Annotated in this window: 15 protein-coding genes and 1 riboswitch; of the genes, 10 read left to right on the top strand and 5 right to left on the bottom strand. The window is 69.6% G+C overall.

What is annotated here, in order from left to right; translation table 11 throughout:
- Positions 1 to 68: 68 nt before the first annotated feature.
- Positions 69 to 1,184, top strand: a complete 1,116-nt coding sequence (gene serC, locus ACZYYX_RS13880; protein WP_463815102.1) for a phosphoserine transaminase — start codon at positions 69 to 71, stop codon at positions 1,182 to 1,184.
- A gap of 88 nt (positions 1,185 to 1,272) precedes the next feature.
- Positions 1,273 to 2,106, top strand: coding sequence for a septation protein SepH (sepH, locus tag ACZYYX_RS13875; RefSeq protein WP_463815101.1), 834 nt, complete (start codon positions 1,273 to 1,275; stop codon positions 2,104 to 2,106).
- Here the strand turns inward: sepH and ACZYYX_RS13870 are convergent.
- Both ACZYYX_RS13870 and ACZYYX_RS13865 read right to left on the bottom strand, forming a co-directional pair.
- Complete coding sequence (locus ACZYYX_RS13870; RefSeq protein ID WP_463815100.1) at positions 2,074 to 2,358, bottom strand: DUF2537 domain-containing protein; 285 nt, start codon at positions 2,356 to 2,358, stop codon at positions 2,074 to 2,076. The two genes, sepH and ACZYYX_RS13870, sit on opposite strands and share 33 nt — an antisense overlap.
- The gene (locus ACZYYX_RS13865) at positions 2,355 to 3,173 is read right to left on the bottom strand and encodes a TrmH family RNA methyltransferase (protein ID WP_463815099.1); all 819 of its coding nucleotides are present in this window, start codon (positions 3,171 to 3,173) and stop codon (positions 2,355 to 2,357) included. Before ACZYYX_RS13865 ends, ACZYYX_RS13870 begins: the two co-directional genes overlap by 4 nt.
- Positions 3,174 to 3,224: 51 nt before the next feature.
- Here ACZYYX_RS13865 and ACZYYX_RS13860 point away from each other — a divergent pair, with 51 nt between their 5' ends.
- Positions 3,225 to 3,473, top strand: a complete 249-nt coding sequence (locus ACZYYX_RS13860; RefSeq protein WP_463815098.1) for a DUF2530 domain-containing protein — start codon at positions 3,225 to 3,227, stop codon at positions 3,471 to 3,473.
- A gap of 18 nt (positions 3,474 to 3,491) precedes the next feature.
- Positions 3,492 to 3,944 (top strand): SRPBCC family protein, encoded by a 453-nt coding sequence (locus ACZYYX_RS13855; protein WP_463815097.1) that lies wholly within the window; start codon positions 3,492 to 3,494, stop codon positions 3,942 to 3,944.
- Positions 3,945 to 3,948: 4 nt separating this feature from the next.
- Here the strand turns inward: ACZYYX_RS13855 and ACZYYX_RS13850 are convergent, their stop codons facing one another.
- Positions 3,949 to 4,695, bottom strand: a complete 747-nt coding sequence (locus ACZYYX_RS13850; protein ID WP_463815789.1) for a DUF3027 domain-containing protein — start codon at positions 4,693 to 4,695, stop codon at positions 3,949 to 3,951.
- A 332-nt stretch (positions 4,696 to 5,027) separates the two neighbouring features.
- Here ACZYYX_RS13850 and ACZYYX_RS13845 point away from each other — a divergent pair, with 332 nt between their 5' ends.
- Together ACZYYX_RS13845 and ACZYYX_RS13840 are read left to right on the top strand one after the other, a co-directional pair.
- Entirely contained in the window at positions 5,028 to 6,695 is a 1,668-nt protein-coding gene (locus ACZYYX_RS13845; RefSeq protein ID WP_463815096.1) for an MFS transporter, read from the top strand.
- Positions 6,692 to 7,174: a DUF2771 domain-containing protein gene (locus ACZYYX_RS13840; RefSeq protein WP_463815095.1), complete on the top strand. Its 483-nt coding sequence runs from the start codon at positions 6,692 to 6,694 to the stop codon at positions 7,172 to 7,174. The genes ACZYYX_RS13845 and ACZYYX_RS13840 overlap by 4 nt, the downstream gene beginning before the upstream one ends.
- Here ACZYYX_RS13840 and ACZYYX_RS13835 read toward each other — a convergent pair whose 3' ends face one another.
- Complete coding sequence (locus tag ACZYYX_RS13835) at positions 7,175 to 8,191, bottom strand: glutathione S-transferase family protein (protein ID WP_463815094.1); 1,017 nt, start codon at positions 8,189 to 8,191, stop codon at positions 7,175 to 7,177.
- A 118-nt stretch (positions 8,192 to 8,309) separates the two neighbouring features.
- Positions 8,310 to 8,720, bottom strand: a complete 411-nt coding sequence (locus ACZYYX_RS13830; protein ID WP_335332866.1) for a cold-shock protein — start codon at positions 8,718 to 8,720, stop codon at positions 8,310 to 8,312.
- 175 nt (positions 8,721 to 8,895) lie between these two features.
- Between ACZYYX_RS13830 and ACZYYX_RS13825 the strand changes: the two genes are divergently transcribed.
- From ACZYYX_RS13825 to ACZYYX_RS13810, 4 genes are all read left to right on the top strand, one after another.
- Complete coding sequence (locus ACZYYX_RS13825) at positions 8,896 to 9,327, top strand: YccF domain-containing protein (RefSeq protein ID WP_463815093.1); 432 nt, start codon at positions 8,896 to 8,898, stop codon at positions 9,325 to 9,327.
- Positions 9,324 to 10,388: a GTP 3',8-cyclase MoaA gene (gene moaA / locus ACZYYX_RS13820; protein ID WP_463815092.1), complete on the top strand. Its 1,065-nt coding sequence runs from the start codon at positions 9,324 to 9,326 to the stop codon at positions 10,386 to 10,388. Before ACZYYX_RS13825 ends, moaA begins: the two co-directional genes overlap by 4 nt.
- A gap of 3 nt (positions 10,389 to 10,391) precedes the next feature.
- On the top strand, positions 10,392 to 10,640 hold the full coding sequence (locus ACZYYX_RS13815; RefSeq protein ID WP_463815091.1) for a MoaD/ThiS family protein: 249 nt from the start codon (positions 10,392 to 10,394) through the stop codon (positions 10,638 to 10,640).
- Positions 10,641 to 10,922: 282 nt separating this feature from the next.
- Positions 10,923 to 11,091, top strand: a riboswitch (cyclic di-AMP (ydaO/yuaA leader).
- Between the two features lie 9 nt (positions 11,092 to 11,100).
- Positions 11,101 to 11,768: transglycosylase family protein (locus tag ACZYYX_RS13810; RefSeq protein ID WP_463815090.1), on the top strand; the 668-nt coding region annotated here is incomplete at its 3' end.

Below are 11,768 nucleotides of genomic sequence, written 5' to 3'. Positions count from 1 at the left end.
CAACGGTCGATGTCACCGGATTCCCACCGGATTCGAAGGGTGAACCACCCCGGTTCTAGGCTTGCCCCATGGCTGCGGACCTCACGATTCCCGACGACCTCAAGCCCGGCGACGGCCGGTTCGGCTGCGGACCGTCCAAAGTGCGCCCCGAGCAGCTGACCGCGCTGGCCGAGGCCGGTTATCTCTTCGGCACCTCGCATCGGCAAGCCCCGGTGAAGAACCTGGTGGGCCGCGTCCGCGACGGCCTGAGTCAGCTGTTCTCGCTACCCGAGGGCTACGAGGTGATCCTCGGCAACGGCGGCTCGACCGCGTTCTGGGACGCCGCGGCGTTCGGGCTGGTCGACAAGCGCTCGCTGCACCTGACCTACGGGGAGTTCAGCGCGAAGTTCGCCTCGGCGGTGGCCAAGAATCCCTTCGTCGGAGACCCGGTGGTGATCAAGGCCGACGCCGGCAGCGCACCCGCACCGACCGCGGACCCGTCCGTCGACGTCATCGCGTGGGCACACAACGAGACCTCGACCGGCGTCGCCGTCGACGTCCAACGTCCCGACGGCTCGGGCGACGCGCTGGTCGTCATCGACGCCACCTCTGCCGCCGGCGGCCTGCCCGTCGACATCACCGACGCCGACACCTACTACTTCGCCCCGCAGAAGAACTTCGCCGGCGACGGCGGCCTGTGGATCGCGCTGATGTCGCCGGCCGCGCTGGCCCGCGTCGAGGCCATCGCGGCGTCCGGCCGCTGGGTGCCGGACTTCCTGTCACTACCCATCGCGATCGAGAACAGCGTCAAGAACCAGACGTACAACACCCCCGCGATCGGCACGCTGGTCCTGCTCGCCGAGCAGATCGACTGGCTGCTCGGCAACGGTGGACTGGATTGGGCGACCAAGCGCACCGCGGACTCGTCGTCGCGGCTCTACTCCTGGGCCGAGGCATCGTCGTTCGCCACCCCGTTCGTGACGGACCCGGCCCTGCGCTCGGCCGTCGTCGGCACCGTCGACTTCAACGATGACGTCGACGCCGCGGCCGTGGCCAAAACCCTGCGCGCGAACGGCATCGTCGACACCGAGCCGTACCGCAAACTGGGCCGCAACCAGCTGCGCGTGGGCATGTTCCCGGCGGTGGAGCCTGACGATGTGAGCGCTCTGACCGCGTGCATCGACTGGGTCGTCCAGAGGATGTAGCGACTGCCGCGTGTCACCGCGGTAACGGCGAGATAACGCAGTAGGGTGACCGCGTATCGGGCTCAGCGCAGCCCGAGAGGAGGTCGCCATGCGGGAACTGAAGGTCGTCGGACTCGAAGTCGACGGCAAACGGATCATCTGCGAGACGGACGACTCCGGCGAGAAGTTCATCCTGCGCTCCGATGAGCGACTCAAGGCCGCCGTGCGCGGCGACCGGGCCGGCTCCAACCAGACAACGATCGATGTCGAGGTGCCGAACGTGCTGCGCCCCAGGGAGATTCAAGCCAAGATCCGCGCCGGAGCCTCTGTGGAGCAGGTCGCCACCGCCGCCGGTGTCGACATCGCACGGGTGGAACGGTTCGCCCACCCGGTCCTTCTGGAGCGCTCCCGGGCCGCAGAGTTGGCCACCGCCGCGCACCCTGTGCTGAACGACGGTCCGTCCGTTCTCACGCTGCTGGAGACGGTGACGACCGCACTGATCGCCCGCGGCCTGGACCCCGAAGCCACCGAGTGGGACGCGTGGCGCAACGAGGACGGTCGCTGGACGGTGCAGATGGCGTGGAAGGCCGGCTTGTCCGACAACGTCGCGCACTTCCGGTACGCGCCGGGCGCCCACGGCGGCACGGTGACCGCGTTCGACGACGCCGCTTACCAGCTGATCGATCCGAGCTACGCCCGGCCGCTGCGGCCGCTCGCCCCCGTGGCCCAGCTCGCCCTCGGCGATCCTGAACCGGTCGCCCCGGCGCCCGCCCCCGCCCCCGCATCCGCACAGGTGTCGGTGCATGCACCAGAACCCGAGCCGACGGCCGAGGAGACCCCCGCCCCCGAGGTGAAGCCGTCTCGCCAGAAGAAGGCGCGGCCCACCGTGCCTGCGTGGGAAGACGTGCTGCTAGGCGTACGTTCCAGCGGCGGCCAGCGCTAACAACCCGATCCATGCGGCGGCGACTCCGACGATCCCGCCGAGCACGAACCAGCGCCACACCGGCGCCCTGCGCCAGCCCCACACCGTCGGGGCCAGTCCCCCAACGGCGACGAGATTCAATCCGATCGCCAGCAGCGGACTCACCCTCATCAGACCGATGCCCAACACGATGAGCACCGCGGCGAGTACGGCCGCGACGAACGCCGCGACGGTCAGCCCGGTACCCCAGGGAGTCGGTTCCTCGGGCTTCACGGCGCGAGCCTATCCCGCTCGTAGAACGCCAATGCCGCTGCTGTCGCGACGTTGAGGGAGTCGGTGCCGCTTGACATCGGAATGCGGGCGCGCACGTCGCAGGCGCGCATCGTGTGCTCGGTCAGACCCGGCCCTTCCGCCCCGACCAGGATGCCCACCTTCTCGCCGACCAGGCCGGCACAAGCGTCGGCCAGCCGCTGCGCAGCAGCATCTGGGGTCATCGCGATCAATCGAAAGCCGTTGTCGCGCAACAGGCTCAGATCGCCCGGCCAATTCTGCGCCCGCGCGAACGGAATTAGCAGCGCGTGCCCCATCGAGACGCGCACAGCGCGCCGATACAGCGGATCGGCACACCCCCCGCCGAAGATCACCGCCCCCACCCCGAGGCCCGCGGCGTTACGGAAGATCGAGCCGAGGTTCTCGTGGTCGTTGACCCCCTCCAGCACCGCCACCGTCCGCGCACCGTCGAGCACCTGAGGCACGGTCAGCTCGTCGGCGCGCGACGCAGAGGCCAACACTCCGCGGTTGAGATGGAACCCGACCACCTCGGCCATCACCTCGGCGCTCGCGCGGTAGTACGGCGCAGCGAGCCCGTCGAGGTCGGCGCCGAGCTCGGCCAATCGGCGGTCGGTGCCCAGCAGCGCCCGCGGACGGAACCTCGACGCGAGCATGCGCTGCACCACCAGCACGCCCTCGGCGATCACGAGGCCTTTGCCGCTCGGCAGATCGGGTCGCCGATCGACACTGTTGAGGTCGCGGAAATCGTCCAGGCGCGGGTCGGAGGGATCGTCGACGTCGATGACGAGGGCGGGCACGGCGACCGACACTACCGACGCGTGCGTATCGATCGATTACGTTGGGTCGCGATGACGACGACACCTCCCGAACCGCCGCCGCTGCCACGCGGCCTGACCTCCCCGTGGCCCGTGATCGTCGTGATCACCGCCGGGTGGCTCATCACGGCTCTGCTCGCGTTCACGGTCGCATCGTTGGCGCCGTGGCGGCCCGTCAGCCTGGCCGGACTCGGCGTGGGCGTTCTTGGCACGTCGATCTTTCTGTGGCAACGTCACGCCGTGCGCCGCGGATCCCGCGGGGCTCAGAGCGGTTTGGACTGATTAGAGGAGGACACCGTCATGGCGGCGCCCATTCTGCAAGCGCAGATCGACATCAACGCACCGGTCTCGACCGTGTGGAAGCTGGTCTCCGATCTGGATCGGATGCCGCAGTGGAGCCCGCAGTGCCGGCTGATGAAGGCGATCGGCGGGGTCCGCCAGGGCGCCCGCACCATCAACATGAATCGCCGCGGAATGTTGTTCTGGCCCACCACATCTCGCATCACCGAATACGTGCCCGAGAAGAAGCTGGCGTTCAAGGTGAATGAGAACAACACCGTGTGGAGCTACGAGCTCGAGCCCACCGACGCCGGCACCCGGCTGGTGGAGACCCGCAACGCCGAGAACGGCACCACTGCGGCGTCGACGTTCCTGGTCGGCAAGTTCATGGGCGGGGTGCCCAGCTTCGAACAGGAACTCATTCAGGGCATGAACGCCTCGCTGGCGCGCATCAAAGCAGCCGCCGAGAACTGACGAACTAGGAGCGCTCCTCGGTGCGCTCCACCAGATCCAGCACACCGTCGTCGAACGGGTCGAACTGCGGCGAGCCCGCTCCCTTCGGCGACGGCGTGTCGGAATGGGCTCCGCACCCGTACTCGGCATCGACCACACGGCCGTCAGCCGCGTACTCGTTCGCGCAGACCCCGAACATCACACCCAGCGCCCCGCCCAGCGGCACGTAGAACCCGCAATCTCGGCACTGCCGGCGGGTGGCGCGGGCCATCGCCGAGCCGGGTCCGAAATCGCCGTCGTGCCAGCGCTGCGCGGCATCGGCGCGCCCCCACAGGCTCAGTACCTGACGCCGGCCCAGCCCGACCTCGACCGCCACCTCGTCGATCTGCGGATCGCCGGTACCCATGAAACCCGGAACCAGTCGCGGATCGTCGGCAGGCGGTGCGAGCAGGTCACCCGGACCGAGATCACCCGCGCGGACCCGCTCCTCCCACGGCACCCATTCGGGTGCCAGCAGCGAAGACGGGCCAGGGACCAGGACGACCTCGCTGATGGTGACCTGGGTCGCGCCCGGCCAGGCCGCCACCACGACGGCCCACTGCCAGCCCCGGTAACCGGGCAGCTCCGCGACGAACCGGTGGGTGGCCGAGAACTGGTCTTCCACCTCGGCGCCGAGATAGTCGCCGATGGTGTCGGGGCCGCTGAACTCCACGATCGCGGCGCGGGCGTCGCCGTCGGCGCCGACCAGCATCGCCACGAGTTCCGCGGGCATCGGCTCGGGCTCGACCGGTTCAGGTTCGGTCACCTCGGGCTCGACCGGTTCAGTCTCGGCCGCCTCGAGCTCTACCGGTTCGGCCGCCTCAGAGAGTTCCGACTCAGCCGGCTCGACCGCCTCAGCAGCCTCAGCCTCCACTGCAGTCTCGGCGGACGGCTCGACCACCGACTCGGCCGCCGGTTCGGATGCCTCGGCTGGCCGATCGGGCTCGGGCGAGGAAGGTTCGGTCACGCTGTCCATCGGTGTTCATCTTGCCCGACGCAGCCGGTCGCGAGCCACACCGGTTGGCTGCACGTCCGCTGTCGCCTCCATGGGGGAGAATCGAGCGCGTGACAGGAGCGCGGCGCGACCACCAGGACCCCGCCGGTCCGACCGGCGGACGCTACTACCCGCCGCGTCCGCCCGCCGGAGAACACCCGGGGATGGCCAACTACCCCAGCGATCCGGTGTCGGGCGGCGGCAGGCGAGCCTCCTCCGCCGCCAACTCCAGCGGGAACCGCTGGTTACCGCCCCTGGACGAGCACGATCGTCGTCGCAACTACGACCGGTTCGACGAGGACCGGGCCGCCGGCGCCGAGAAGGTGACGGTCACGCGCGCGGCCGCGCAGCGCAGCCGCGAGATGGGCTCGAAGATGTACGGGCTGGTCCACCGGGCAGCCACGGCCGACGGCGCCGACAAATCCGGTCTGACCGCGCTGACGTGGCCGGTGGTCGCCAACTTCGCGCTCGACGCCGCGATGGCGGTCGCCCTGGCCAACACCCTGTTCTTCGCGGCCGCGACGGGCGAGAGCAAGAGCCGGGTGGCGCTCTACCTGCTCATCACGATCGCCCCGTTCGCCGTCATCGCGCCGCTGATCGGACCCGCTCTGGACCGTCTGCAGCACGGCCGCCGTGTCGCCCTCGCCGCATCGTTCGGCCTGCGCACCGTCCTGGCAGTGATCCTGATCGCCAACTTCGACAGCGCGACCGGCAGCTTCCCGTCCTGGGTGCTCTATCCGTGCGCGCTCGGCATGATGGTGCTCTCGAAGTCCTTCTCGGTGCTGCGCAGCGCCGTGACGCCGCGGGTGCTGCCCCCGACCATCGACCTGGTCCGGGTCAACTCCCGGCTGACGATGTTCGGCCTCCTCGGCGGCACGATGGTCGGCGGCGGTATCGCGGCCGCGGCCGAGTGGGGGTTCCAGCTGTTCGCCATGCCCGGCGCGCTCTACGTCGTGGTCGCGGTGTCGATGGCCGGCGCGGTGCTGGCGATGCGCATCCCGAAGTGGGTCGAGGTCACCGAGGGTGAGATCCCCGCGACGCTGAGCTACCACAGCGGCACCGACGGGGAATTCCGCGAGCCACCCGCCGCGAAGGCTCGACAACCGCTGGGCCGCAACATCATCGCCGCCCTGTGGGGTAACTGCACGGTCAAGGTGATGGTCGGCTTCCTGTTCCTCTACCCCGCGTTCGTCGCCAAGGCCCACGACGCGAGCGGCTGGGAGCAGCTGCGCATCCTGGGGCTGATCGGCGCCGCGGCCGCGGTGGGCAACTTCATCGGGAACTTCACCGCGGCGCGCCTCAAACTCGGTCATCCCGCGCAACTGGTGGTCCGGTGCGCGATCGCGGTGACCGCGATGTCGCTCGCGACCGCACTCACCGGCAGCCTGCTCGTCGCCGCCGCCACGACCCTGGTCACCTCGGGAGCCAGCGCCGTCGCCAAGGCATCCCTGGACGCCTCGCTGCAGGACGACCTGCCCGAGGAGTCACGCGCGTCGGCGTTCGGTCGCTCCGAGTCGCTGCTGCAGTTGGCCTGGGTGATCGGCGGTGCGACGGGCGTGCTGATCTACACCGAGCTGTACGCGGGGTTCACCACGATCACGGCGCTGCTGATCCTCTGTCTGGCCCAGACGATCTTCAGCTACCGCGGCGAATCGCTGGTTCCGGGGCTAGGCGGCAACCGCCCCGTCCACGCAGCGGCACAGGGCGTGCGCGCCGAGCCGGCGGTGACCGGCGAGTGAAGCGCGTCATCGCTGTCCTGGTCGCCGTTGCGCTGCTCGCCGCAGCCGGCACCGCCGTCGTGGTGTGGCGGCTCTCCCGCGACGCGGGACCGGAGCTGCCGGAGATCTCGGCCTTCTCCGCCGGTCAGCTGACCCGCGTCGGGCCCTACCGGTTCTGCCAGGTACTCAACCCCACCGACTGTGTCGTGCCCGCAGACCAAGGCGAGTTGCCCGTGTCAGGGCGCCACCCGGTGCAGCTGTCGCTGCCCGCCGAGATCGCGAAGGCGCCATGGGTGCTGCTGCGCGCCTACGAGGACGGTGACGTGATCGAGGAGTTCCGCCCCAATGCCCGTCTCGCGGTGACGATCCCGACCGTCGACGCGCAGCGCGGACGGCTGACCGGGTTCGCGGTGCAGCTGCCGACGCTGGTGCGCGATCAGGACGGCAACGAGTTCCCGGTGCCGCACGCCGAGTGGTCGGTACGCACCAGCTGGAGCTGATCAGCCCGCGCCGTGGGCCGCGGGCACCTGCTCGCTCTCAAGCGGCGGGCCGGGCGGGGTCCCGTCACCGAATGGCCTGCCCCCCAACGCTTCTCGACCGTGCGGGGTGAGCCAGTTCGCCAGGTCCGGGCCCTTCGGCACCACCCCGGTGGGATTGATGTCGCTGTGCACGATGTAGTAGTGCTGCTTGATCTGCACGAAATCGATGGTGTCGCCGAAGCCGGGCGTCTGGAACAGGTCGCGCGCATAGGCCCACAGCACCGGCATCTCGGAGAGCTTGGCGCGGTTGGTTTTGAAATGTCCGTGATAGACGGGGTCGAAGCGCGCCAGCGTGGTGAACAACCGGACGTCGGCCTCGGTGATGGTGTCGCCCACCAGGTATCGCTGATCTGCCAGCCGGTCGGTGAGCCAGTCGAGCGCGGTGAACAACCTGTCGTAGGCCCGCTCGTACGCACGCTGGGAGCCGGCGAAGCCGCAGCGGTACACCCCGTTGTTGACCTCGGTGTAGATGCGCTGGGCCACCTCGTCGATCTCGGCACGCAGGGGGTCGGGATACAGCTGAGGGGCACCGTCGCGGTGGTAGGCGGTCCACTCGGTCGACATGTCGAGCGTGATCTGCGCGAAGTCGTTGGTCACGACCTCGCCCGTCGGCACGTCGACTATCGCGGGCACCGTGATGCCCTTCGGGTAGGCAGGGATGCGCTTGTTGTACGCATCGCGCAGGAAGTGGATGCCCAGCACCGGATCGACACCGTCGGGATCCAGATCGAATGTCCAACTGCGCTCGTCGTGGGTGGGGCCGCAGAAGCCGATCGACAGCGAGTCCTCGAGCCCGAGCAGACGACGCACGATGATCGTGCGATTCGCCCACGGACAGGCCCGCGCGACCACCAAGCGGTAGCGTCCCGCCTCGACCGGATAGCCGTCGCGGCCATCGGCAGTGATGCGGGTGGAGATGTAGTCGGTGTCCCGATCGAAGTCGCCGCCGGAACTCGACGGGTCGGCCACGTAGCTCATGGACTCTGTCTTACCCCGTCGGGCGACCGACGACTCAGGCGTCGAGTTCGCGGGCTCAGGCGTCGAGTTCGCGGGCTCAGGCGTCGAGTTCGTGGGCTCAGGCGTCGAGTTCGCGGGCTCAGGCGTCGAGTTCGCGGGCGACGGCCTTGACGACCTCCGAGACGCGACGGGCCACCTTGCGATCCGGGTAGCGCCCCTTGCGTAGCTCCGGCTGCACCGCGCCCTCGAGCAGGGTGATCATGTCCTCGACCATGCCGTGCAGCTCGTCGGGGGTGTGCTTGTGCTCGACGGTGGCCGCCTCGCGGCGGGTCCGGGTGAGGCTCGGGGGCGGATCGATCAACTTGACACTCAGCGCCTGAGGGCCGCGGCGGCCGGCGGCGACACCGAAGTCGACGCGCTGGCCGGCCTTGAGACCCTCGACACCGGCGGGCAACGCCGAGGAACGCACGTAGACGTCCTCACCGTCTTCCTGCGAGAGGAACCCGAAGCCCTTCTCCGCGTCGTACCACTTCACCCGGCCGGTCGGCACTTCTCTCACCTGCTTGTCTGTCTGAACCGATACGTCCGCACCCAACGGGGTACAGACCGCTTACATAGAGGAAGCGCCCCGCCTGCCGGGACGCGCCGCCACGATCCTACTCGGACGTCGCCGCAGCCAGCACCCCCTTAACTCGGTAGGCTTGCCGGACCGCGGGAGGAAGAAGATGCGCCTGATCCTGAACGTCATCTGGTTGATCTTCGGTGGCCTGTGGCTGGCGCTCGGCTATCTGGTCGCCGCCCTGATCTGCTTCGTCCTGATCATCACGATCCCGTTCGGCTTCGCGGCGCTGCGCATCGCGGTGTACGCGCTGTGGCCGTTCGGTCGCACGATCGTCGACAAGCCCGGGGTCCGGCCCGGCGCCCTGATCGGCAACATCATCTGGCTGCTCGTCGCCGGGATCTGGCTGGCGATCGGACATGTGCTGACCGCCATCGCGATGGCGATCACGATCGTGGGCATCCCGCTGGCGCTGGCCAACCTGAAGCTGATCCCGGTCTCGCTGATGCCGCTGGGCAAGGAGATCGTTCCGGTCGACGGACACGGCGCCACCGGTGTCACCGGTGCCACCGGCACAGTGAGCGGATATCCACGATGACCGCCGTCGCACTCGGCGTGCCATCGGTGCGCGGGCTGCCGCAGGGCGCTCCGGCTGGCGGACCGTTGGTCGACACCTTCGGGCGGGTGGCCACCGACCTGCGGGTGTCACTGACCGACCTGTGCAATCTGCGCTGCACCTACTGCATGCCCGCGGAAGGACTCGACTGGCTACCGGCCGAGGCGAAGCTGGGCGTCGACGAACTCAATCGGCTCCTTCGACTCGCGGTGACCCGGCTCGGGGTCACCAGCGTGCGCTTCACCGGCGGGGAGCCACTGGTGGTGCCGCATCTGGAGCAGGTGATCGCAGCGACGGCAGCTCTGCGTCCCCGCCCGGAGATCACGTTGACCACCAACGGCATCGGCCTCGCCGCACGCGCCGCTGGGCTGAAGGCGGCCGGCCTGGACCGCATCAACGTGTCTCTGGACACCGTCGATCCGCAACGCTTCGCCGCGATCACCCGGCGTGATCGGTTGAATGCGGTGCTGGCCGGGCTGCGCGCCGCGAAAGTCGCCGGCTTGGCCCCGGTCAAAGTCAACGCAGTGCTCGATCCGGTGAGCGGGCTGGACGATGCGGTCGCGCTGCTGCGGTTCTGTCTGGCGCAGGGCTACCAGCTGCGAATCATCGAACAGATGCCACTCGACGCCGGCCATTCCTGGAAGCGTGAGCGCACAGTGTCCGCCGATGAGATTCTGGCCGCGCTGCGCCAGGAGTTCACGCTGACCCCTCACCCGGCGCCGCGCGGGTCGGCACCCGCCGAGCTGTGGCAGGTGCGAGACAGCGGCGGCGAGGTGCTCGGCGATGTCGGCGTCATCGCCTCGGTGTCGCATGCGTTCTGCGCCAGCTGCGACCGCACCCGGCTCACCGCCGACGGCCAGGTGCGCAACTGTCTGTTCGCGCGTGACGAGACCGATCTGCGGGACCTGCTGCGGTCCGGCGCCGACGACGCCGCCCTCGAATCCGCGTGGCGCGCCGCCATGTGGGGGAAAGCGGCCGGGCACGGCATCAACGATCCGGGGTTCGTGCAGCCCGACCGTCCGATGAGCGCGATCGGCGGCTGAGACGTGACGGTGACGGTGCGCTACTTCGCCGCTGCGCGCGCGGCGGCAGGGGTGGACCACGAGGCGGTCGACGTGGGCGACTCCGCGACGGTGGCCGACCTGGTCGAGGTGCTCCGGTCCCGGGGTCCGGAGCTGGAGCGCGTGCTGGCGCGCTGCTCGTATCTGCGGGACGGGATGGCTGTGCGCGACATCACGACTCCGCTAGGGCCTGCGCAGACGATCGATGTGCTCCCGCCGTTCGCCGGCGGGTGAAAGTGCGGACTGTCCGCCATGTATTCCGTGATTTACGTCACATCACGGAATGATCACGGGGTGGCTACGGCGAGGTTGCGCCGCCCGGCACCTGCAGGAACAACGCGCCCGCCAGGCATTTTAGAGAATTTTTAGTATTTGCCGAGGTCGGCGACACGGTGATGGCGACGAGGTGACGAGAATCTGGCGAGCCGTTACCGTTCTGGACCAGGCCGGTCACCCCCACAGACCGGCTCGCTGCGAGACCAGTTGCGCCGAGCTCCATCCGCTGGTCCGCGGGGACGACGAGACCCACCTGGATGGAGGCGGGGGACCCACCGGTCCACCGAAAGGACCTGGAGCCGATACCGGCTCCTAGGGGTGAAGCCGACGTCGTTTCGACGCCGCCGGCCGGGCGACCTCTCCAGCCCGAACCCGACAGCTGACCTCGCGGGCGCATACGAGAGGACCTCGCACACCTATGAGTGGACGGCATCGCAAGCCCACGGCATCTTCTGTCAGCGTCGCCAAGATCGCTGTCACCGGCGCGGTCATCGGAGGCGGCAGCCTGGCTCTGGCCGGCACCGCAGGCGCAGCCACCGACAACGAATGGGACCGGGTCGCCAGCTGCGAATCCGGCGGCAACTGGGCCATCAACACCGGCAACGGATATCAGGGTGGCCTGCAGTTCTCCCCCAGCACCTGGTCCGGACACGGTGGCGGCGAATTCGCCCCGGCGGCTCACCTGGCCACCAAGGACGAGCAGATCGCGGTCGCCGAGCGTGTGCTCGCATCGCAGGGCAAGGGCGCGTGGCCCACATGCGGCGGGCCGCTCTCCGCCGCAACACCCCGCAACGTCGTCAACGAGACCGCCAACGAAGCGCCCGCTCCCGCCGGCCCTCTCGGCCTGCTTCTCCCGCCACCCCCGCCCGCCGACCCGCTCGCTCCGCCGCCGCCCGCGCCCTTCGACGCGATGGCCGCCCCGCTGCCCGCGCCGCCGGCCGACCCCATGGCCCCGCCGCCTCCGGCCCCGGCCCCCGTCGACGCGATGGCCGCCCCGCTGCCCGCGCCGCCGGTCGATCCCATGGCCCCGCCGCCTCCGGCCCCGGCTCCGGTCGATGCGGCACCGCTCGACGCCCCGCTGCCTCC

This window comes from Mycobacterium sp. IDUB_1 (assembly GCF_055419625.1).
This window is presented reverse-complemented; position numbering and strand designations above follow the sequence as displayed.

Bases quoted from the DNA above. Each gene is read 5' to 3' on its own strand.
- ACZYYX_RS13850 (WP_463815789.1), bottom strand. From the start codon at position 4,695: ATGCCCGCGGAACTCGTGGCGATGCTGGTCGGCGCCGACGGCGACGCC.
- serC (WP_463815102.1), top strand. From the start codon at position 69: ATGGCTGCGGACCTCACGATTCCCGACGACCTCAAGCCCGGCGACGGC.
- sepH (WP_463815101.1), top strand. From the start codon at position 1,273: ATGCGGGAACTGAAGGTCGTCGGACTCGAAGTCGACGGCAAACGGATC.
- ACZYYX_RS13825 (WP_463815093.1), top strand. From the start codon at position 8,896: ATGCGCCTGATCCTGAACGTCATCTGGTTGATCTTCGGTGGCCTGTGG.
- ACZYYX_RS13860 (WP_463815098.1), top strand. From the start codon at position 3,225: ATGACGACGACACCTCCCGAACCGCCGCCGCTGCCACGCGGCCTGACC.
- ACZYYX_RS13855 (WP_463815097.1), top strand. From the start codon at position 3,492: ATGGCGGCGCCCATTCTGCAAGCGCAGATCGACATCAACGCACCGGTC.
- ACZYYX_RS13835 (WP_463815094.1), bottom strand. From the start codon at position 8,191: ATGAGCTACGTGGCCGACCCGTCGAGTTCCGGCGGCGACTTCGATCGG.
- moaA (WP_463815092.1), top strand. From the start codon at position 9,324: ATGACCGCCGTCGCACTCGGCGTGCCATCGGTGCGCGGGCTGCCGCAG.